Consider the following 21977-nt stretch of genomic DNA (forward strand, 5'->3'; position numbering starts at 1 on the left):
CCTTAACGCTGAAAATCATAGACAGCGCCCAGACGCAGGATCTGCGTCAGCTCATCCAGCGCCTGATAAACCTCGCGCAGCAGCTGCGGGTCTGCCAGATCGCGGGCGTGCAGCCGGTCACGGTAATGTTTTTCCACCCACGCCGTCAGCTGCTGGTAACGTTCGTCGTTCATCAGGCTGTGGGCGTTGACCGCCTTACGTTCAGACTCGTTGAGCACCACCCGCAGCCGCAGGCAGGCCGGGCCGCCGCCGTTGCGCATGCTTTCCCGCAGGTCAAAAACCGCCACTTCATCGATCGGCGACGCGCTGTCGGCCGCGAGATCGCTCAGGTAACGCCAGACGTTTTCCCGCTGGCGGCACTCCTCTGGCACCACAATCAGCATCTTGCCGTCGGGTTTGCTCAGCAGCTGGCTGTTGAACAGATAGGAGGCCACCGCGTCATCGAGCGACACCCGCTCGTCCGGCACTTCCACGCTGGTAAACGGAATATCGAGACTGTCGCTTTTTGCCCGCAGCGTCGCCAATACTGTCGACTGATCGACAAACGCCTGCTGATGGTGGAACAGCACATGGCGATTGCTGACCGCGATAACGTCGTTATGAAACACGCCGCGATCGATAGCCTGCGGCGCCTGCTGGGCAAACACCGTATAGCGCGGATCCAGCTGGTGCAGACGGGCCACCGCTTCGCTGGCCTCGAGGGTCTGCCGCGCCGGATACTTCACCGGGGCGATCCCGCCGCTGGCGCGTCGACCGTAGACAAACAGCTGCACGCCCTGACGATCGTACTCCCGGCAGAAGCGGTTATGGTTGGCCGCGCCTTCGTCGCCGAGGTCGCCATGCTGCGGCAGCGCCGCGTGGTGGGCGAAGTAGCGCGGATCGGCGAAGGTGGCGCGCAGGATCGCCGAGGTGGTGGGCGCCTCCTGCATGCGGTGCAGTTTATTGTTCAGGTTGGCGACGGTGAAATGAACTTTGCCATCGGCGCTATCCGCCGACGGCGAAACGGTCGCCGCGTTGGCAGTCCACATCGACGAGGCGGAGCTGAAGGCGGAGAGCAGCTGCGGCGCCGCCTGGGCCGCCTGGCGGATGACCTGCTCATCGCTGCCCTCGAATCCCAGGTCGCGCAGCAGACGCAGGTTCGGCCGCGGCTGCGGCGGCAGAATCCCCTGCACGAATCCGCGATCGGCAAGGGCTTTCATTTTATACAGCCCCTGCAGCGCCGCCTTTTTAGGGTTAGAGAGACCATCGCGGTTATTTTGCGAGGCTTCATTGCCGACGGAGAGTCCGGCATAGTGGTGCGTCGGGCCGACCAGGCCATCAAAGTTAGCTTCAAAACCAGACATATGTCCTCACAGGATCCGTTATCAGAATGGCAGGCCCGGCGATACGTTCGCCGGAAGCGTCAGCGTGTCGCTGACCAGAGAGGCCATCGGCCAGGCACAGTAATCGGCGGCGTACCACGCTGCCGCGCGGTGGTTGCCGGAGGCGCCCACCCCGCCAAACGGCGCTTTACTGGAAGCGCCGGTCAGCGGCTTGTTCCAGTTGACGATCCCGGCGCGCGCCTCGTCCGCCAGCTGGTCAAACTGTGCCGCATCGCTGGAGATCAGCCCCACGGCCAGGCCATAGCGGGTCTGGTTGGCGAGGCGAATCGCCTCCGGGAAGTCGTCGTAACGGATAACCGTCAGCAGCGGGCCAAAGTACTCTTCATCCGGCACCTCGATACCGGTGACGTCGACGATCCCCGGGGTCAGCACCGTGGAGTGCGGGTCGGGCTGGCGCAGGCGCAGCAGCACCTTGCCGCCAAGCGCCTCCAGTTTCTGCTGCGCCGCCAGCATGTTCTGCGCCGCCTCAAGGGAAATCACCCCACCCATAAACGGCGCCGGCTGGTCATCCCATTTCCCGGCGCGGATCTGCGCGCTGGCCTCCACCAGCCGCCGCAGCAGCGCATCCCCCTGCTCGCCGCGCTGAACAATCAGCCGGCGTGCGCAGGTGCAGCGCTGTCCGGCGGAGATAAACGCCGACTGGATAATCACATGTAGCGCCGCATCAACATCGGCCACATCAGCCACGATCAGCGCGTTGTTGCCGCCCATTTCGAGGGCCAGCATCTTCTCCGGCTGGCCGCCGAAGTAGCGATGGAAGTGGAAACCCGCCGCTGCGCTGCCGGTGAACAGCACGCCGTCGATATCGCGGTTTTCCAGCAGCGCCTGGCCGGTGGCTTTCCCGCCCTGCAGCAGGTTAATCACCCCGTCGGGGACGCCCGCCTGCTGCCACAGCTGGACCGTCAGTTCCGCAGTGGCCGGCGTCAGCTCGCTGGGTTTAAATACGATAGTATTCCCGGCGATCAGCGCCGGAATGATATGCCCGTTGGGCAGGTGGCCCGGGAAGTTGTAAGGGCCGAAGACCGCCATCACGCCGTGCGGCTTGTGGCGCAGCAGCGCTTTACCGTCCGGCAGCGTCGACTCATGAAAGCCCGTCCGCTGGTGATAGGCCTCGATGGAGATGGCGGCTTTGCCGATCATCGCCTGCACTTCGGTGCGGGTCTCCCACAGCGGCTTGCTGGTCTCCCGGGAAATCAGGGTCGCCAGCGCCTCTTTATGCGTCTCCAGCAGCGCGGCGAAACGCTGTACGACGTCAATACGCTCGGCCAGCGGGCGGTGCGACCAGGGATAAAACGCGGCGCGCGCCGCGGCGCAGGCCGCCTGGACGTCGTCGGCCCCCGCGCTGGCCGCCTGCCACAGCAGAGACTGATCCTCCGGGGCCAGTTTACTCATCGTTGCGCCGCTGCCCGGCTGCCACTGCCCGGCTATGAACTGTGCTTTTACCGCCATGATCTGTTTTCCTCTGGGTTCAGGGTTACCGTATAAACGCGGTCGGTCTCAGTGACCTGCATCGCATCCAGCGCGGCGGCGTCCAGTGAGACCTGCTCTTCGTGGGCCACCAGCAGCGCCCGAAAATTGTCGAACTGACCGTTGGCGACGAGCGTCGGCGCCGACAGCGTGCCCGCCAACTGCTGAGCCGGCAGGCACTGGCATTCGCGCACGGCGCGGATCTGATCGGTCTCCGCCTCCAGCACCGGACCGGCATCGAAAATATCCACCGAGCCGCGCCAGCTGAACCCCTCTTTCTCGAGGATCGCCCGCGCGGGGGCGGTGTTGGGGTGCACCTGACCGATGACCTGACGGGCATTCTCCGGCAGCAGCGAGATATAGATCGGGTACGCCGGCATCAGCTCGGCAATAAAGGTTTTCATGCCGGTGCCGGTCAGCCGGTCGGCATCGGCGAACGGGATCTCGAAGAAGTGATGGCCCAGCGCATCCCAGAACGGCGACTGCCCTTGCTCATCGCTGCAGCCGCGCAGTTCGGCAAACAGGTGCGGCGAAAACCACTCGCGGAAGGCGGCGATAAACAAAAACCGCGCTTTGGAGAGCAGCAGACCGTTGCGGTTGCGCTGATACTCAGGGTCGAGAAACAGCGTACACAGCTCGCTGTGGCCGGTGTGGTCATAGCTCAGATTGAGCAGCTCCTGGGGCTTGTAGACCCCCAGCGCTTTCGAGGCGCGGACCGTTTTCTGAATGCGAAAATTGTAAAACGGCTCGTCCAGGCCTACCGCCACCTCAATGGCGCTGACCCCCACCACCCGCGACAGCGCGGTGTCTTCCAGCACAAACAGAAAGCCTTGCTGGCCGCGCGGCAGCGCGCCGGCGAAAGTGTCAATGCTGCGGCGGATCCGGGCGGCCAGGCGCCCGGCATCATGGGGTAAGGAGGTCATGCCGACCCCCGCCCGCGCGGCAAGGCGGACGATGTCGTCAAGATCGTTATCCCGTACGGGACGAAATAGCATCACAGGCCGTCCTCCCGGTTAGCGGGTTAAGCGGGCAACGGCGCGATCGAGGCGCACGAAGGCTTCCGCAATTTCTGCCAGCGGGATATTGAGCGCCGGCGCGAAGCGCAGCACGTCCGGACCGGCAATCAGGGCGATCACACCCTCTTCCGCCGCCAGGTTGGTCAGGGTTTTGGCCTTCCCGCGCAGCGGTCCCGCCAGCTCGGCGCCGATCAGCAGACCGGCGCCGCGCACGGCGCTAAACGCATCGTAACGGGCAGAGAGGGCATTCAGCTGGTCGACGATCAGCGCATGGCGCTCGCCGACGCCCGCCAGCAGCGGCGCATCCAGATGGGCCAGCACGGCGTTGGCGACGGTCGCCGCCAGCGGGTTGCCGCCGAAGGTGGTGCCATGGGTGCCTGGCTGGAAGACCTGCGCCCAGGCCTCTTTCGCCAGCATCGCGCCGATCGGGAAGCCGCCCCCCAGCCCTTTGGCGCTGGTGAGGATGTCCGGGACGACGTTGTAATGTTGGTAGGCGTAGAGATGGCCGGTACGCCCGGCGCCGGTCTGCACCTCATCAAATATCAGGGTGGCATGATGGCGATCGCAAAGAGCGCGCAGCGCCTGGAGGTACGCCGGGTCCGCCGGGATCACCCCGCCTTCGCCGATAATCGGCTCGACAATCACCGCGCAAGTGCGCGAGGAGATCGCCGCAGTCACCGCCTCGATATCGTTATAGGGCAGATGGGTAATGCCCTGCGGCAGCGGCGCATAATCGCTGGAATATTTCGGCTGGCCGCCGACGGAGACGGTGAACAGCGTCCGGCCATGGAAGGCGTGGTTGAAGGCGATGATTTCGCTTTTTTCACCGCCGAACTTATCGTGGGCATATTTCCGCGCCAGCTTAAGGGCCGCCTCGTTCGCTTCGGCGCCGGAGTTGCAGAAGAACACCTTGTCGGCAAAGGTGGACTGCACGAGGGTTTTCGCCAGCTGCAGCACCGGTTCGTTGGTATAGCCATTGCCGATATGCCACAGTTTCGCCAGTTGCCCCTGCAGGGCCTCCGCCAGCGCCGGGTGAGCATGGCCCAGGGCGTTCACTGCGATGCCGCCCGCCATATCAATATACTCTTTCCCCTGCTGGTCCCAGACGCGGGAGCCCGCCGCCCTCACCGGAATAAACGGCGCGGGGGCAAAACAGGGAACCAGGTAAGCGTCAAAATCTTCGCGAGTCATGCTGCCTGACATAATTTATCTCCGGAACGTAAGGCGACGGAAAACGCTCCCGTCGCGTTGGACAATCGACATTAACCCTGACCCTCGGCTTATTTTGGGCACGAGCGCGCCCGCTGCGATGGTAAAAATATTCACCACAGAAAATATAAGCCCTATTCTTTATGCGGGTAATTGTTAATTCATGGTTAACGCCATGTTGTTGTGTGGGCTAATGCTGGCCTGTGAACAATAAGATTGTCAATACGGGGAAACGCAATTTATTCACTTTTTGAAGATCATCAAGATAATGAAAAACATAGAAAAAATATTTTCCTATTCACTTAAGTGAATAAAAAGTGAATTAAAATGCACAGCTTGCGGGTGGTTCTTGTGCGTAGTTATTCACTTAAAAAATAAAAAATCTAACAAAAATTTAAAAATCGGAATTGCCGTCAAATACCGCTTTATAAAATTGGTGATACCATTCATTGCACAGAGTTTACTGCTGTAGCTATTCCACGGTTTTACACGACATAAATAACACTGAGAAACAGGACTCTTATGGAAAAGTTATCTTACGCATCTGAAAGTAGTACATCTCCATGGACCACCTACCTGCGCCAGATCGACCGTGTTGCGCCTTATCTCGGCGATCTTGCCTACTGGGTGGAAACCCTGCGCCATCCGAAGCGTGCGCTGATCGTCGACATCCCTGTGCAGATGGACGACGGCACCATTCGCCACTTCGAGGGCTATCGCGTTCAGCACAATCTTTCGCGTGGTCCGGGTAAAGGTGGTGTTCGCTACCATCCGGATGTCGATCTTAACGAAGTGATGGCACTTTCTGCCTGGATGACCATTAAGTGCGCCGCGGTCAATATTCCTTACGGCGGAGCCAAAGGCGGCATCCGCGTCGACCCCTTCTCGCTGTCGGAAGGTGAACTGGAACGCCTGACTCGCCGCTACACCAGCGAAATCGGCATTATCATCGGGCCGCAGAAAGATATTCCGGCGCCGGACGTTGGCACCAACGGCAAAGTGATGGCGTGGATGATGGACACCTACTCCATGAACCATGGCACCACCATCACCGGCGTGGTCACCGGCAAACCGATCCACCTCGGCGGCTCCCTCGGTCGTGAAAAAGCCACCGGACGCGGCGTGTTCGTCACCGGCCGGGAAGTGGCCCGTCGCGCCGGCATCGAAATTGAAGGCGCTAAAGTGGCGCTGCAGGGCTTTGGTAACGTCGGTAGCGAAGCAGCGCGCCTGTTCGCCGGCGTCGGCGCCCGTATCGTGGTTATTCAGGATCACACCGCCACCCTGTACAACGAAGGCGGGATTGATATGGCCGCCCTCACCGCCTGGCAGGCGGAGAAAAAGCAGATCGCGGGTTTCCCGGGCGCCCAGGAGATTGATAAAGAGGCTTTCTGGACCACCCCAATGGACATCCTGATCCCGGCGGCGCTGGAAGGGCAAATCACCCGCGAGCGCGCTGAGAAGCTGACCTGCAAACTGGTGCTGGAAGGGGCCAACGGCCCAACCTATCCGGAAGCGGACGATGTGCTGGCCGAGCGCGGCGTGATCGTGGTGCCGGACGTTATCTGTAACGCCGGCGGGGTGACCGTCAGCTACTTTGAGTGGGTGCAGGACATGGCCAGCTTCTTCTGGAGCGAAGAGGAGATCAACGCCAAGATGGACCGCATCATGACCGACGCCATCATTCACGTCTGCGATAAAGCGGCCGAGAAAGAATGTACGCTGCGTACCGCCGCCTATATCGTGGCCTGCGAGCGCATCCTGATGGCGCGTAAAGACCGCGGCATCTACCCGGGCTGATCCCCGTCAGAAAGTGCACCAGGGGTGGCATTGCGCCGCCCCTTTTTTTTGCCGTCGCGCCGTCAGCCGACGGTGGACCACAGCACCGGCCATCCCCGACGCTGCGCCTCCGCCAGCAGACCCGGACAGGGATTCACCGCGCAGGGGTTGCCAACCACGGTGAGCAGCGGCAGATCCGAGATATGATCGCCAAAGGCGTAGCACGCCGCCAGCGGCTGGCCCTGTTCCTGCGCATAGCACTGAGCATGCGCCGCCTTGTGTTCGCCGATGGCGGTCCGCCAGAGCTCGCCGGTATAGCGGTCATCCACCACCACCGGCTCCGAGCACAGGGCATGTTCCACCCCCAGCGCCGCCATCGCCGGCCAGAGAATGTCGGTCATCGACCCGGAGACAAACACCACGTCATCCCCCCGCGCCTGATGCTGCCTGAGGCGCGCCACCACCTCGTGGTGAAAACCATATCCGCCTTCGCGATACAGACGCTCGGCGACCGCCCGCACCCGGAGGCGCGACTCGTGGCGAAACAGCGAGTAATAGTAGCGGTTGATCGCTTCCCGCGGTTGACCCGCTTCGCTAAGCGCCTGAAGCTGGCGGACAATCGCCGCGGCCGTCAAACCGCACTGCAGCGGATATTCCTCGGCATAGCGGTGCAGAAACAGGAACATACTTTTGCCGGTAATCAGCGTTTCATCCACATCAAAAAAGGCGATGCTCATCCCCGTCCCCCTGCTCAATACTGACCAGATAATGTTGATGGCACTGCGCCGCCTGCTCGCACTCTTTGCGAGTGATGTAGTTAAGGTCATAGACGCTGAAGCTAAAGCCAACTTCCGCTTTGCGGGTGCCGGTCTGGTCAAACCCCACCGAGCATTCGCAGGTAAAGCGGCCATGGGCTGAACTTTTGCGTGACACCACATTGAGGACGATGGTCACCGGCAGCGGAAAAACAAAGCAGGAAAAGGCCACCTGCAGCGAGCTCAGGGTAAAGTACTTCTCCGCCATTGCCACGCCGGCCTCCGCCAGCAGGAATTTTTCCGAGGTGGCGATGATGGTCTGCCGCGCCGCCTCGATCAGCACCATCCCCTGAATATGTTGCCCGGTCTGGTGGTCGCAGAGTAACTCCGAGGCATCCTGCAGGATCAGGCGCGCGCAATAGTTATCCTCATCGCGTTTTTCCGGCGAGGTGATGAGGATATTCGCTTTTTTACGTTTATGTACCAGCCGCTGATGATCTCGGTTGTTTTGATAATAGAGATCCTGCAGATTGACGATCTGGCGGATTTTATCCGGATAGTGCTGACGAATAATGCAGATGGTGCGGGAGATGTCGTCGAGCTGTACCCCCTGACCAATAACGATTTTATCGACGCCGGCCAGCTCGCCGCTCCAGACAAATCGCTCAAACTCATTAACCGTCAGCACATTCTCATGCCGCCGGGCAAAATCGGTAAATTTCTCACCCACCACAATTAATTTTTCCATGGCGCTTGTCTCCTCAGATCGTTTTAACCAGTAATGCAATCCCCATCCCGCCGCCGATGCACAGCGACGCCAGGCCGGTCGGTTGATTCTCCCGGCGCAGCGCGTGCACCAGACTGACCACGATCCGCGTCCCGGAACTGCCCAGCGGGTGACCGAGGGCGATCGCGCCGCCGTGGACGTTCAGGCGGGAAGCAATCTCCTCCTCCGTCATCTGATGCTCTCTGGCCAGTCCCCTGACCACCCCCAATACCTGCGCGGCAAAGGCTTCGTTAATCTCCAGCCGGGCCATATCGCTGAGCTGAAAACCACCGCGGCGCAGGGCGCACGCTATCGCCGGCAGTGGGCCGAGCCCCATCAAGGACGGATCGACGCCGCCTTCGCCAAAGGAGACGATCTCCGCCAGCGGCTGCAGGCCATAGCGGGCAACGGCGCGCGCCGAAGCGAGGATCACCGACGCGGCGCCATCGTTCAGCCCGGAGGCGTTGCCCGCCGTGACGCTGCCGTCAGCGCGAAAAGCCGGTTTCAGCGCCGCCAGCTGCCCGGCGCTAAGATCATGGCGGATCGGCTCATCCTCGCGGACCGTGCTGACGCCCCGCTTCGCGCTGACCGTCACCGGCACAATCTCATCGGCAAAATAGCCGGCACGGCTGGCGACGGAGGCTTTTTGATGGCTCTCCAGCGCATACCGGTCCTGCGCCGCGCGCGAGATCTGCTCCTGCGCGGCGATGGCCTCCGCCGTTTCCCCCATCGGGATCTGCAGCAGCGGATCGGTTAACCCGTCGCGCTGGATCACATCCTCACTGCTGAATGCGCCGAATTTCATCCCGCCCCTTATCTCTCCCTGCAGCAAAAACGGCGCCTGACTCATATTTTCCATTCCGCCGGCGACCACCAGGTCGGCATAACCGCTCTGGATATGGATCGCCCCTTCGGTCATGCTTTTCATGCCGCTACCGCAGATCATATTCAGGGTGTAAGCCGGCGTTTGCACCGGGATCCCTGCCCGCAGCGCAACCTGACGCGCCGGTCCCATTCCCTGCCCGGCGGCGAGGACGCAGCCGCAGATCACCTCATCGATCCACGCCGGGTCAATGCCGGCCTGCTGCAGGTTGTGCCTGACGGTGAGCGCTGCCAGCTCCACCGCGGAGACCGTTTTCAGGGCACCAAGAAAGCGCCCCACCGGCGTACGGCAGGCCGCGACGATATAGACTTTGTTCATGATTATTCCATTACGTAGAGCGAGGAAAGATACTGCCGCGTCCCGGCTTCGCTGCCGGTAAAGCCCACATAGCCATCGGGATTAACCACCGCGTAGTCATCGGGACCGATCTGTAGCGCCTCAAGAAACGCCTTGTCCGCCGGTTCGAGGGAGCAGAACATAAACCAGCCGGCCTGCTTCAGGCGGGACAAAGGAGGACAGGCGGCGCGGGCGGAAAAGATCACCACCTTACCGCTGGCGAAGGCGTCATAGCTGTTGCGAAACGTCGCCTGCGGCGAGGCAAAAACGTACCAGGGAACATGGTGCCCTGCCAGGCCGTCCGTCTCCTGCGCCTGCGTCGCGGTGAAACCGGCGTACTGCAGCGGCAGCTGGTGACGATAGTAGTGACGGTTGCAAAACTCCGGAAAGTAGACCCCATCGATATGATTTCTCGGCACCAGACCGGCGATCAGGCCAGTATCATGGTCGGTGGAGCGCAGCACACCGCTCACCGCGGCGAAGCGCTGGATGCGATAGGACGCCGGCAGTCGGTCAGTGGCCACGCCGTGCAGACAGAAAGCCAGCTTCCAGGCGAGGTTCACCGCATCCTGGACGCCGGTGTTCATCCCCTGCCCGCCAATGGGACTGAACAGGTGGAAGGCATCTCCCGCCAGCATAATATGGTGCTGCAGATTGTCATCGGCGATGCGGTTATAGAAATTGGCGCTGGAGGACCAGGTGAGCCTCTGCGCCGGCGGCACCTGAGGGCAGTAGCGCGCCAGCGCGGCGTTAATCTCCTGCAGGTCCGGCACCGGACGCGGCGACGGCAAGCGCCCGGCTTTTTTAATCACAATCCTGACCTGATTGTCCGGCATGGGCAGGAAAATCAGAAAGCCTTGCTCATCAATATGGTAGGAGGTCCCCGGGAGCGCCGCCGCGGGGTCGAACTGCACATCCGCCATCACAAAATGCAGCGGATAGTCATGACCGCTAAAGCCGATCCCGGCCAGCTCCCGGACGGTGCTGGCCGCGCCGTCGGCGCCGATAATATAGTCATAAGCGGCGGAACAGGCCCGACGGGCATCGTCGAGCAGGGAGACGTGATAACGCTCCCCCTCCCGCCGCCAGGAGACCAGCTGGTGCCCGCGTTTTACCTCCCGCCCGGCGGCGGCTAATGCCGTTTCGAGGATCTTCTCCGTCCGCGGCTGCGGGATACTGACATGGAAGGGATAGCAGGTGGCGAGTCGGCGGTTATCAATATGCAGAAATTTGCGGTTTTTATAGTAAGCGTAGACTGACTGCACCTGTTTTCCCTGGGCGATCAGTTCCCCGGCAAGGCCTAAGCCGTGGAAGGCTTTAATGGTCGCCGGACTGACGCTCAGCGCTTTGGACCAGGTGGTGCTGTGGGTATTTTTATCAATGATATCAAAATCAATTCCATACTTATTCAGATAGCAGCCAATGATTAACCCTACCGGGCCGGCGCCAACAATGAGTACTTTTTTCACGATCGAGCCTCTCTGTATGCCCCATGTGGGGCATACGCGTGTTGCCTGGGTGCAGGGTGATTAGGGATAGATATCATCGGCCAGACGACGATCGCCGGCGACATTGCAGATATGCCAGTAGGGGTATGGTTTCTCTTTCTCGCTCACGCTGTTGAGGATCGCCGTCTCCTCGTCGCTCAGCGTCCAGTTCAGCGCCGCCAGGTTATCTTCCAGTTGGGCCAGTTTGGTCGCGCCGATCACCAGCGAAGCGATCCCCGGACGGGTACGCAGCCAGTTGAGCGCCACCTGCGCGACGCTGGCGTTGCGCTGGCGGGCAATCTCCTGCATCACCTCCAGGGTCTGCCAGGCCTGCTCGCGGTTGGCGATCGGCGCGGATTCGAACGGCGTGGCGTTCGCCAGGCGACTACCTTCGGGAAACGCCTGATTGCGCGGGTATTTGCCGGTGAGAAAGCCCCCGGCCAGCGGGCTCCAGACGGTGATGCCGACGTTCTGATCGACGCTGAGCGGGATAATCTCATGCTCCAGTTCACGCGCGGCGATATTGTAATAGCCCTGATAGACGCAGAATTTCTCCAGCCCAAGGCGCTCCGAGATCCCCAGCGCCTTCGCCAGCTGCCAGGCCGCGTAGTTGGAGACCCCGATATAGCGAATTTTCCCGGCGCGGATTAGGGTATCCAGCGTGCGCAGGGTATCCTCCAGTGCGGTGCGCGGATCGAACCCGTGAAGGTGATAGATATCGATATAATCGGTCTTCAGCCGCTGCAGGCTGGCCTCGACGGCATTGATGATATGGTAGCGCGACGCCCCCAGCGCATTCGGGTTGGGGTCGGTTTGCCAGCGCCCTTTCGTGCCGATAATCACCTGCTGGCGTTTTCCCTTCAGCGCGTTGCCGAGCAGCTCTTCGCCCTGGCCGTTCTTATAACAGTCCGCGGTATCAAAAAAGTTAATCCCGGCGTCCAGCGCTTTGTACACCAGATCGTAGGCCGTCTGCTCAGGCACCACGCCGAATTCCGACCAGTTGCGCCCCGGCGCGCCGAGAAAGGCCCCTTTCTCACCAAACGTCATGGCGCCGAAACAGAGCTCCGAAACCGACAGCCCGGTGGAACCTAAATACCGATACTTCATGCTTGACTTCTTTTTAAAGGTGACAACGTCACACTAGCGATAACCAATCCGCTGGCGGTCAGGCAAGCACCGGCCAGAGGAATGTGAGATAGAGAGACGCCGGAGGCGAGCAGCAGCCCGCCAAACCAGGCGCCGCCGGCATTGCCGAGGTTAAAGGCGGCGATATTGCACGAGGAGACCATGCTTTTACCGCTCTCACTGCTGTCCAGCGCCTGCATCTGCAGCGGCGGAATGGTGGAGAACATCGCCGCCCCCAGCAAAAACACCGCCGCGCAGGCACCAGGCAGCGTCTGAATAGCCAACGGGAAAAGGCACAGGACGACGCTCAGCAAAGCGAGAGTCAGCAGCAGCGCCCGGCGGACGCCGCCGTCGGTCAGTCGGCCGCCAAGATGATTCCCGGCGACCATCCCAACGCCAAACAGCATCAGCACCGGCGGAATAAGGTGTTCGCTCATCCCGGTGACAGTTTTCAGCATCGGCGCGATGTAGGTGAAGGCGGCGAAGACGCCGGAGAACCCGAGGGCAGTGATCAGCAGGCTGCGCAGCACCGCGGGATGGCGGAGCACCTTTAGCTCATCACGGATCCGGCTCTGGGCCGACGGTTGCGCCTGACGGCCAGGCACCAGGGCAATGACTGCCAGGGCGGAGAGAACGCCGATCAGCGTGACCATATAGAAGGTATAGCGCCAGCCAAGGTACTGCCCCACCCAGGCGCCGAGCGGCACGCCCAGAATATTGGCCAGGGTGGCGCCGAGAAACACGGCGGAGACCGCCGAAGCTCGTTTATCTACCGGCGCCAGCTCCGCGGCATAGACTGAGCTTATTCCGAAAAACGAAGCGTGAGCGAAAGCGGTTATTACCCTGGCAATAATTAGCATGGTCATATTACCGGCGATCGCGCAGCCTAAATTTCCAATGGAAAATAAGATCATCAAAAATAACAGCGCCGGTTTTTTGCGATAACGGCTTAATAGCGGCGTAAGCAGCGGCGCGCCAATCACCACCCCACAGGCATAAGCGGTAATAGACCAGGCGGCAAGAGTAATGGATATATGAAAATCATGGGCCACATCGAGTAATAAACCCATAATCACAAATTCGGTGGTGCCAATACCAAATGAACCCACGGAAAGCGCATACACCGCCGCAGGCAATCCCGCCGGACGGGAAACAGCAATAGTCATAAGTTACCTTATCTCCCGCCAGAACGGCGGGAGGAACGTATTCAGGAGATTATTTATCGATTAAATTAAAGTCGCCCTGGTTATAGCGTAAGCCGGCGACGTTTTCGGCAGCGAAAATATGATCGATGGTGAGAATATCTTCAGGCGAGAGCATAATATCGGCCGCAGCGGCATTATCGCGCAGGTGATTGATTTTTCGTGCCCCGGGGATCGGCACGATATCTTCGCCTTTGCTCATCACCCAGGCGAGAGCCATCTGCGCCAGGGTGGCATCGTAGCGGCCGGCGACCTGCTGCAGACGGTCGAGCAACTGCTGGTTTTTGCGCATGGTTTCGGCCTGGAAGCGCGGCAGATTGCGACGAAAATCATCGGCAGCGAAGAGGCTGGGGTCGGTGATTTTGCCCGTCAGGAAGCCGCGCCCCAGCGGGCTGTAAGGGACAAAGCCCACCCCCAGCTCGCGGCAGGCCTTGAGGATGCCGCCTTCCGGCTCACGGGTCCACAGCGAGTATTCCGTCTGCACCGCGGTAATCGGATGCACCTTGCAGGCCCGGCGCAGCGTCTGGGCTGACACTTCCGACAGCCCGATGTGGCGAATTTTACCCTCTTTAACCAGGTCGGCCATGGTTCCCACCACCTCTTCCACCGGCACCGCGGGATCGACGCGGTGCTGATAGAGCAGATCGATGGTCTCGATATTCAGCCGCTTCAGCGACCCTTCCACCGCCTCGCGAATATGTTCCGGACGGCTGTCGACGCCGGCCATCCGCTCCAGCCCCTGGCCGGTCGGCAGAATACGAAAGCCAAATTTGGTGGCAATCTGCACCTTATCGCGAATGCCTTTAATCGCTTTCCCGACAAGGACTTCATTGTCAAAAGGCCCATACACTTCGGCGGAATCGAGGAAGGTCACGCCCATGTCCACTGCGGCATGGATGGTATTTATCGCCTGCGACTCCTCAGCGCCGCCATAGGCAAAACTCATTCCCATACACCCGAGACCCAATGCGGAAACCTGGAACTTCTCTTTTCCGAGATAACGTGTTTTCACCTTATTTTCCTTACGTGCTGAATGTTATTAAATATATACTTCCCTTTTACATTGATAACAATTAATCTATTCCGAACGCGGTGTTAGCTGGAAATTAACAATGAAAACGTTGCCTGATTTGCAACAAATTGAAATATTAATACTCATAGTGAAACATGGTAGTTTTCGACAAGCTGCCAGAGCATTAAATCTTTCACCGCCGGCCCTCACCAGCGCTATTAATCATCTGGAAGAAAAATTAGGCGTGCGCCTGCTCAATCGCTCGACGCGCAGTTTGTCTTTAACCGCCGTGGGTGAGGAATTTCTTAATAATATGACGCCGGTGGTGAATGATTATCGCCGGGTAGTCGACAGTCTGAATTATCACCGTCTGACCCCGGAAGGGGTGGTGAAAGTCAATTTACCGCGTATTGTTCTCGACCTTTTCTTTCAGCGCTATTTTATTGCTTTTAAAACCGCCTATCCTGACGTGACGCTGGAGCTGTTTACCACCGATCGGAAAGTGAATATTATCGAGTCCGGTTTTGACGCTGGCATTCGTTATTCCCGGGATGTGCCCAAAGATATGATTGCCATCCCCTTTGGCGAGAAACTGTCGCTGATCCCGGTAGCCAGCCCGGACTATCTCCGTCAGGCCGGAGCGCCCGACACCCCGCAGTCGCTGATCAATTTTCGCTGCATCAACCGATGTTTTCCCAGCGGCGAAAAGTACCGGTGGGAGTTTATCAGCCCCGACGGCGAGCCAGGCGAAGTCGCAGTCAAAGGCGATCTGGTCGTCGATTCCGATACGGCGATGATCCAGGCGGCGGAGAGCGGACTGGGGATCGCCTTTGTCTATCAGTCGCTGGTCTCCGCGCAACTGAACGCCGGCAGCCTGATCCGCTTATTGCCCAGCTACCGCTACCCGGCGGATCATTTCTGCGTCTACTATCCGAGTCGCAAACATATTCCCGCGCCCCTGCGCGCTTTTATCACCTGGGTGATGGCGCAGAATAAGAGCATCCTCCATGAGTAAATGGCCTGAGGGGGTATCCTCCTGTTCGCTACAATAAACGCACACACCGTTAACCCTTATTTATCCTTTCCCTTGAATTTCGTCGGTCGTCAGGCATAAACTCGTTAGAGCTCTAACGATTTTGGCAGACGACCTATGGACCATCGACAGCTAAACTTCTCCCATCTTTTATATCTGACCGCCCATCACTGGCGGCTGGCGGTTAATCGTCGGCTGAAAAACCTCGGCCTCAGCCAGGCCAGCTGGGTAGCGGTCGCCGCTATCGCCCGCCATCACCAGCCGCTGTCGCAAAGCGAACTGGCGCAGGAGCTGGGAGTGGAGAGCGCGACCATTGTGCCGCTGATCAACCGCCTGGTGACCCTCGGCCTGGTGGAGCGCGTCACCACCGACCGCGATAAACGCAAGCGGCTGCTGGTGGTCACCGACCAGGGGCAGGCCCTCTTCGAGCAGGTCAAAACGGTGGCGGACGATCTGCGTGAAGAGATCCTGACGGCGATTACTCCGCAGGAGCGGGAACAAACTCAGCGGGTGCTGGAAAAGCTGTTGCGCGAAGTGGAGAAGAAATAATGCCCCGTCGTCAGAGTAACCCTTACGCCCCCCATGACTGGGCGCCGCATGAAAAACCGGCCCTGCTCGGCTCGCCATCGACGCCGCTGCACAGCCCGGCGAAGCGCCTGGCCTACGGGGTGGTCGGGCTGCTGGTGTGCCTCACCGGCGCGCTGGGCAACGCGGTAGTCACCGCCAATCTGCAGCTGCTGCAGGGCACCTTCGCCGCCTGGTCGACGGAGATCGCCTGGCTGCCGGCGGTGTATGTCATGACCAACGTCTCCATCAACCTGCTGCTGGTGAAATTTCGTCAGCAGTTCGGGCTGCGCGCCTTTACCGAAGGCTTTCTGGTGCTCTATGTGCTGGTCACCTTCTTCCACCTGTTCGTCAACGATCTCAGCTCGGCGATGATGGTCCGCGCCGCCCACGGCATGGTGGCCGCGGCGCTCAGCTCGCTGGGGATCTACTATCAGGTGCAGGCCTGGCCCGCACGCCACCGCCTTAAAGGGCTGACCATCGGTATCACTGGCTCGTCGCTGGCCATTCCGCTGGCGCGCCTCTTTTCCACCGAGCTGCTGCAGACCGACGAATGGCGCGGGCTCTACTTCTTTGAACTGGGGCTGGCGCTGGTGTCGCTGGCCTGCGTCATCGCGCTGAAGCTGCCGCCGAGCGATCGTAAAAAGGTGTTCGAGAAGAAGGATTTTATCACCTTCTTCCTGCTGGCCCCCGGCATGGCGCTGGTGTGCGCGGTGCTGTCGCTGGGGCGGCTCGAGTGGTGGTTCGAAGCGCCGTGGATCGGCTGGTCGCTGGCGGCGGCGGTGGTGCTGATCGTCGCTGCCATCGCCTTCGAGCATAACCGCAGCAATCCCCTGCTCAATACCAAATGGCTCTCCAGCGGCAGTATCCTGCGCCTCGGTCTGATTATGCTGCTGATCCGCATCGTGCTGGCGGAGCAGAATACCGGGGTGATCGGCTGGCTGCAGTACGTTGGCCTGCAAAACGAACAGATGACCAACCTTGCGTGGTCAATTTTCGCCGGCATTCTGTGCGGGATCATTGCCAGCTGCCTGACGCTTAACCCGCAGAAGCTCTACTGGCCGACCGCCACCGCCCTGGCGCTGATCATGGTGGCCTCGCTGCTCGACAGTCAGTCCAACGCCCTCACCCGCCCGGAACAACTGATGTTCAGCCAGTTTTTGCTTGGCTTCGGCAGCGCCTTCTTTCTGGCGCCGGCGATGCTCGCCGGTATTGGCGGGGTGTTCGCCGATCCGCGCAACCTGGTCAGCTTCTCGGTGCTGTTCGGCATGAGCCAGAACATCGGCGGCCTACTGGGATCGGCGATCCTCGGTACTTTCCAGACCTGGCGGGAGAAATTTCACTCCAGTCAGCTGGCGGATCAGATCACCACCCTCAACCCGCTGATCGTCGAGCGTCTGCAGCAGTACAGCCAGATGTACCAGAGCCAGATCGGCGACAGCACGCTGCTTAACGTCCAGGCCACGACGCTCCTGCAAAACGCCGCGACGCTGCAGGCCAATATTCTCGCCTGGAATGATACCTATCTGCTGACGGCGGCGATCTCCGCCGGGACGTTAGTGTGGGTTTTCTGGCGCTTAATTCGCTTACGACTAACCGCCCGTATCGCATTAAAACGCGCCACTGGCAGCAAATAATTATCATCATTTCATCTCTGGAGTCGTTATGAGTCAGCAGGATGCGGCCAAACAACAGGCCAATACCCGAAACAACATTCGCGTGGTCTCCATTTTTACCGCCGCGGCGATAGGCCTCGTCGGCGTACTGGTGATCCTCTATGCCTGGCAGCTACCGCCGTTCACCCGGCATAGCCAGTTTACCGACAACGCCTACGTGCGCGGGCAGACCACCTTTATCAGCCCACAGGTCAACGGCTACATCACTGCCGTCAACGTCAAGGATTTCGCCATCGTTCAGCCGGGCGAGGTACTGTTCCAGATAGACGATCGCATCTATAAGCAGCGGGTGCACCAGGCCCAGGCCACCCTGGCGATGAAGGAGGCGGCGCTGCGCAACAACCTGCAGCAGCGCAAAAGCGCCGAGGCGACGATCGCCAAAAACGAAGCCGCGCTGCAAAACGCCCGCGCGCAGAATCTGAAAATCCAGGCCGATTTAAAAAGGGTGCAGGAACTGACCGCCGATGGCTCGCTGTCGATCCGCGAGCGTGATTCCGCCCGCGCCAGCGCCGCCCAGGGGGCAGCGGATATTGAACAGGCGAAAGCGGCGCTGGAGATGTCGCGCCAGGATCTCGAATCGACCATCGTCAATCGCGATTCGCTGGAGGCCGACGTGGCCAGCGCCAAAGCCGCCCTCGAACTGGCGCAGATTGACCTGCAGAATACGCAGATCATCGCCCCCACCGGCGGCCAGCTGGGGCAGATTTCGGTGCGTCTTGGCGCTTACGTCAGCGCCGGAACCCATCTGACTTCGCTGGTCCCGCCGCAGCACTGGGTGATCGCCAACCTGAAAGAGACCCAGCTGGCCGATGTGCGTATCGGCCAGCCGGTTACCTTCACCGTTGACGCGCTCAACGGCGAGACCTTCCACGGCAAGGTGCAGAGTATCTCCCCGGCGACCGGGGTGGAGTTCAGCGCTATTTCGCCGGACAACGCTACCGGCAACTTCGTCAAGATCGCCCAGCGCATCCCGGTGCGCATCACGGTTAACGAGGGGCAGCGCAACAGCGAGCGCCTGCGCCCCGGCATGTCGGTGCAGGTGACCATTGATACCCGCGCGGAGAAGCAGCCATGATCCGCCTGGTCACCCTTGTCATCGTCCTGGCGCTGGTCGGCTGTCAGTCCGCCGATGTCCAGCGCGCGCAGCCGACCCTGACCATCCCTGCCGCCTGGCGGGCCGACGTTGGCCCTGCCAGCCCGGTGGAAGGCGTATGGTGGCGCAATTTTCATGACAGTGCGCTGAATCAGTATGTCGACCGGGCGCTGCGCTATAACAGCGATGTGCTGATCGCCCGCGAGCGGGTCAATGAGTATCAGGCGCGGGCGTATGCCGCCGACAGCAGCCTTTTTCCCTCGCTGGATGCCAGCCTGACCGGCACCCGCGCCCGCGCGCAGTCCGCCGCCACCGGCCTGCCGATCCACAGCACGCTGTACAAAGGCGGCCTGACCGCCAGCTATGATGTCGATATCTGGGGCGCGAACCGCAGCGCGGCCAGCGCCGCCGGGGCCAGCCTCGAGGCGCAGAAAGCCGCTGCCGCCGCGGCCAATTTGAGCGTCGCCGCCTCGGTGGCCGTGGGCTACGTGACGCTGCTGTCGCTGGATGAGCAGCTGCGGGTCACGCAGCAGACGCTCCAATCACGGGAAGACGCCTGGCGGCTGGCCAAACGTCAGTTTGAAACCGGGTATACCTCGCGCCTTGAGCTGATGCAGGCGGATTCGGAGCTGCGCTCAACGCGGGCGCAGATCCCGCCGCTGCAGCACCAGATTGCGCAGCAGGAAAACGCCCTCAGCGTGCTGCTGGGGGATAACCCCGGCGCGGTCAAACGCGGCGAATTCGCCGGGCTCACCCCGCTGCGTCTGCCCTCGCAGTTGCCGTCCACCCTACTCAACCGCCGCCCGGATATCGTACAGGCCCAGCGTCAGCTGGTAGCCGCCGATGCCACCCTGGCCTCGTCGCAGGCGCAGCTGCTGCCGTCTATCAACCTGACCGCCACCGGCAGCCTGCAGGACCGGACGCTGCCGGGTCTGCTCGACGATCCGCTGCGACTGTGGAGCATTGGCGGTAGCATCCTGGCGCCGCTGCTTAACCGCCAGGCGTTAAACGCCCAGGTGGATGTCTCTATGGCCCAGCGCAACCAGGCGCTGTACAGCTATGAGAAAACGGTGCGCGGCGCGTTCAAAGAGGTCAATGACAGCCTTGACGCCATTAGCCGCTACGGCGAACAGTTGACCGAGCTGCAGGGACAGGTGGCGGTAGCGGAGGAAACATTGCGCATTGCGCAGAATCGCTACCGTAACGGCTACTCTTCGTATCTGGATGTGCTTGATGCCCAGCGAACGCTGTTCTCCACCCAGCTTAGCGTGGTCCAGGTGAAGAATAACCTGCTGCTGGCGCAGATCGATCTGTACCGGGCGCTGGGAGGCGGCTGGATGAACGCGTGAAAAGCCTGCGCGCGTCGGTCCGCCACCGTCCAGAACGCGGAAGCCAGTATTCAGGCCGGGATAGCGTTGCGCCACCCGGCCACTACTACCACCAGGGAGTTAATCTATGCAACAACAGTGGTCTGCTGTCGATAATTACATGATTTCTTCGCTTATTCCTGATGATGACGTGCTGAGACAGGTTCTGGAAAACAACAAACGCGCCGGGCTACCTGAACATGATGTTGCGGCCAATCAGGGGCAATTTCTGGCGCTGTTGGTGCGCATGACCCAGGCGCGGCGGATCCTTGAAATTGGCACGCTCGGCGCCTATAGCGCCATCTGGATGGCGCGTGCGCTGCCCGCCGACGGAAAGCTGATTACCCTCGAGGCCGACCCGACGCATGCGGGGGTGGCGCGCCAGAATATCCGCCTCGCCGGGCTAAACGAGCGCATTGAGCTTATTGAAGGACCCGCGCTGAACACGCTGGAAAATTTCGAGGATGTGCAGCCATTCGACCTGATCTTTATTGATGCCGATAAACCTAATAATCCTCACTATCTGGAGTGGGCGCTGCACTATTCCCGCCCCGGGACGCTGATCGTGGGCGATAATGTGGTACGCGATGGCGAGGTGATTAATGGGCAAAGCGATGACGCGCGTGTGCAGGGCGTGCGTCGGTTTATCGAGATGATCGGCGATAACCCGCGGCTCACCGCCACCGCGCTGCAGACGGTGGGCATTAAGGGATGGGATGGCTTTACGCTGGCGCTGGTGAATGGCTGAGATCCGGGCGGCCTGATGCCCTCACCCCGGCCCTCTCCCCCAGAGAGAGGGAGAAACCCCGCTCTCCTGCCCGGCAGCACCAGCCTGCATGAACCTATGCTGCCGGGCCCGCGGGGCTTTCTGCCGCGGAGGATCATCGAGGATAATAGGTATACTGGTAGTGCAGAGACTGATCTTTCATTGCCCCTGCAGCAGGCTGCTCGCCATACTCCGCGGTACAGTTCCCCTCGGGATCCCACCCTAAACAACGGGCCTGGCGTGCTCCACTATACGTTGAGGTCGTTTCCCGGGATATCCAGCGCCCTTTTTCATCCCAACGCAGCGTCGAGGTGGAGTCCGAGTCAGCCATGCGGCTAAGGCGCCCATCCGTATAGCGGTAATCGACAGCAAGCATGACCATCATACCGCCGTTGACCGTTTTACGGACCAGGCGGTGCCGGTCGTCATACTGATAGGTGGTCGTATGCAGGACTTTGGGCGGTTGCTGCGTCGCGGACACGTTTTCGGCGCGCACAATCCGCCCGAGAGAATCGGTATAAAACTGTTCGCGCATCACCATCTTGCTGATATTTCCCGTCGCGCTCCGGGTCTGCCGGATATATTCCCGCATCCATCCTTTATCATTTCGCCAGCGAACATTATCTCTGACGATCGTTGAGCCATGTGCGGTGTTAAGGGTTTTTGCCCGCTCATAGCTTGCCAGCCGGCGGCATCGCGCGAAACGAAGGGCGCCATATTCGTTATTCTGGCTGCCGACGATTTGCACGCTCTGCACTTCGCCGTTCAGCGGCGGAAGGGAGGTCAAAATAAAAAAGTTCGCATCGTTGATCGCCCCCTGTGTTTCATCGCAGGAGGAAGCGTCAACGAAGGGTTTACACGCGGCCATCACAAGGATAGCCAGCGCCAGCATGAGGAATTTGTCCATATCAAGAAGGGTAAAAATAGACTCCGTGTTCTGGTTTTCCTGCGAAACAAGGCTAAAAATACGCGAAGACAGCCGATGACCCAAGCCGGCAGGTCGATTTTCAGATTCCGTTCATTTTTCATTCGGCGGGGAAGCATCAGGGCGGGGAGATAACC

General features: G+C 60.4%; 19 protein-coding genes and 1 pseudogene. 8 read left to right on the plus strand and 12 right to left on the minus strand.

Features of this window, described 5'->3' with window-relative positions:
* Positions 1-2: 2 nt before the first annotated feature.
* Genes astB through ABLV64_RS04020 form a run of 4 tightly spaced genes read right to left on the minus strand, consistent with a single transcriptional unit; the run spans position 3 to position 5068 of the window.
* On the minus strand, positions 3-1343 hold the full coding sequence (gene astB, locus ABLV64_RS04005; protein ID WP_004204080.1) for an N-succinylarginine dihydrolase: 1341 nt from the start codon (positions 1341-1343) through the stop codon (positions 3-5).
* Positions 1344-1364: 21 nt separating this feature from the next.
* The gene (astD, locus tag ABLV64_RS04010) at positions 1365-2831 is read right to left on the minus strand and encodes a succinylglutamate-semialdehyde dehydrogenase (protein ID WP_048324033.1); all 1467 of its coding nucleotides are present in this window, start codon (positions 2829-2831) and stop codon (positions 1365-1367) included.
* The gene (astA, locus tag ABLV64_RS04015) at positions 2822-3844 is read right to left on the minus strand and encodes an arginine N-succinyltransferase (protein ID WP_163619118.1); all 1023 of its coding nucleotides are present in this window, start codon (positions 3842-3844) and stop codon (positions 2822-2824) included. Before astA ends, astD begins: the two co-directional genes overlap by 10 nt.
* 18 nt (positions 3845-3862) lie before the next feature.
* Positions 3863-5068, minus strand: a complete 1206-nt coding sequence (locus ABLV64_RS04020) for a bifunctional succinylornithine transaminase/acetylornithine transaminase (protein ID WP_348842964.1) — start codon at positions 5066-5068, stop codon at positions 3863-3865.
* A 169-nt stretch (positions 5069-5237) separates the two neighbouring features.
* Here ABLV64_RS04020 and ABLV64_RS04025 point away from each other — a divergent pair.
* A pseudogene (locus ABLV64_RS04025) lies at positions 5238-5384 on the plus strand (hypothetical protein).
* A 212-nt stretch (positions 5385-5596) separates the two neighbouring features.
* Positions 5597-6871, plus strand: a complete 1275-nt coding sequence (locus ABLV64_RS04030) for a Glu/Leu/Phe/Val dehydrogenase (protein ID WP_004204074.1) — start codon at positions 5597-5599, stop codon at positions 6869-6871.
* Between the two features lie 62 nt (positions 6872-6933).
* Here ABLV64_RS04030 and ABLV64_RS04035 read toward each other — a convergent pair whose 3' ends face one another.
* Genes ABLV64_RS04035 through ABLV64_RS04065 form a run of 7 tightly spaced genes read right to left on the minus strand, consistent with a single transcriptional unit; the run spans position 6934 to position 14416 of the window.
* Positions 6934-7587: an HAD-IB family hydrolase gene (locus ABLV64_RS04035; protein WP_348842965.1), complete on the minus strand. Its 654-nt coding sequence runs from the start codon at positions 7585-7587 to the stop codon at positions 6934-6936.
* Positions 7568-8353: an AfsA-related hotdog domain-containing protein gene (locus ABLV64_RS04040; RefSeq protein ID WP_004204071.1), complete on the minus strand. Its 786-nt coding sequence runs from the start codon at positions 8351-8353 to the stop codon at positions 7568-7570. The genes ABLV64_RS04035 and ABLV64_RS04040 overlap by 20 nt, the downstream gene beginning before the upstream one ends.
* 13 nt (positions 8354-8366) lie before the next feature.
* Entirely contained in the window at positions 8367-9572 is a 1206-nt protein-coding gene (locus ABLV64_RS04045) for an acetyl-CoA C-acyltransferase (RefSeq protein ID WP_043522959.1), read from the minus strand.
* 2 nt (positions 9573-9574) lie between these two features.
* The gene (locus ABLV64_RS04050) at positions 9575-11059 is read right to left on the minus strand and encodes an FAD-dependent monooxygenase (RefSeq protein ID WP_348842966.1); all 1485 of its coding nucleotides are present in this window, start codon (positions 11057-11059) and stop codon (positions 9575-9577) included.
* Positions 11060-11119: 60 nt separating this feature from the next.
* The gene (locus ABLV64_RS04055; protein WP_023289473.1) at positions 11120-12184 is read right to left on the minus strand and encodes an aldo/keto reductase; all 1065 of its coding nucleotides are present in this window, start codon (positions 12182-12184) and stop codon (positions 11120-11122) included.
* Entirely contained in the window at positions 12181-13368 is a 1188-nt protein-coding gene (locus ABLV64_RS04060; RefSeq protein WP_348842967.1) for an MFS transporter, read from the minus strand. Before ABLV64_RS04060 ends, ABLV64_RS04055 begins: the two co-directional genes overlap by 4 nt.
* Positions 13369-13417: 49 nt before the next feature.
* The gene (locus ABLV64_RS04065; protein ID WP_048294689.1) at positions 13418-14416 is read right to left on the minus strand and encodes an aldo/keto reductase; all 999 of its coding nucleotides are present in this window, start codon (positions 14414-14416) and stop codon (positions 13418-13420) included.
* A gap of 100 nt (positions 14417-14516) precedes the next feature.
* Between ABLV64_RS04065 and ABLV64_RS04070 the strand changes: the two genes are divergently transcribed.
* The 6 genes from ABLV64_RS04070 to ABLV64_RS04095 all read left to right on the plus strand — a co-directional run bounded on the left by ABLV64_RS04070 (position 14517) and on the right by ABLV64_RS04095 (position 20897).
* Positions 14517-15431, plus strand: a complete 915-nt coding sequence (locus tag ABLV64_RS04070) for a LysR family transcriptional regulator (RefSeq protein ID WP_017898723.1) — start codon at positions 14517-14519, stop codon at positions 15429-15431.
* Between the two features lie 135 nt (positions 15432-15566).
* Positions 15567-15998, plus strand: a complete 432-nt coding sequence (locus ABLV64_RS04075) for a MarR family transcriptional regulator (protein WP_004204063.1) — start codon at positions 15567-15569, stop codon at positions 15996-15998.
* On the plus strand, positions 15998-17650 hold the full coding sequence (locus tag ABLV64_RS04080; RefSeq protein WP_017898724.1) for an MFS transporter: 1653 nt from the start codon (positions 15998-16000) through the stop codon (positions 17648-17650). Before ABLV64_RS04075 ends, ABLV64_RS04080 begins: the two co-directional genes overlap by 1 nt.
* A 28-nt stretch (positions 17651-17678) precedes the next feature.
* Entirely contained in the window at positions 17679-18764 is a 1086-nt protein-coding gene (locus ABLV64_RS04085; RefSeq protein WP_004204059.1) for an HlyD family secretion protein, read from the plus strand.
* Positions 18761-20131 (plus strand): efflux transporter outer membrane subunit, encoded by a 1371-nt coding sequence (locus tag ABLV64_RS04090; RefSeq protein ID WP_348842968.1) that lies wholly within the window; start codon positions 18761-18763, stop codon positions 20129-20131. The genes ABLV64_RS04085 and ABLV64_RS04090 overlap by 4 nt, the downstream gene beginning before the upstream one ends.
* 106 nt (positions 20132-20237) lie before the next feature.
* Positions 20238-20897: an O-methyltransferase gene (locus ABLV64_RS04095; protein ID WP_004204056.1), complete on the plus strand. Its 660-nt coding sequence runs from the start codon at positions 20238-20240 to the stop codon at positions 20895-20897.
* 133 nt (positions 20898-21030) lie between these two features.
* Here ABLV64_RS04095 and ABLV64_RS04100 read toward each other — a convergent pair whose 3' ends face one another.
* Positions 21031-21906 carry a hypothetical protein gene (locus ABLV64_RS04100; RefSeq protein WP_227524525.1) on the minus strand — a complete coding sequence of 292 codons (876 nt, stop codon included), beginning with the start codon at positions 21904-21906 and terminating at the stop codon, positions 21031-21033.
* Between the last annotated feature and the right edge of the window lie 71 nt (positions 21907-21977).

Origin of the sequence: Klebsiella sp. JB_Kp031, assembly GCF_040064295.1 — a bacterium.
Lineage (GTDB): Bacteria > Pseudomonadota > Gammaproteobacteria > Enterobacterales > Enterobacteriaceae > Klebsiella > Klebsiella quasipneumoniae.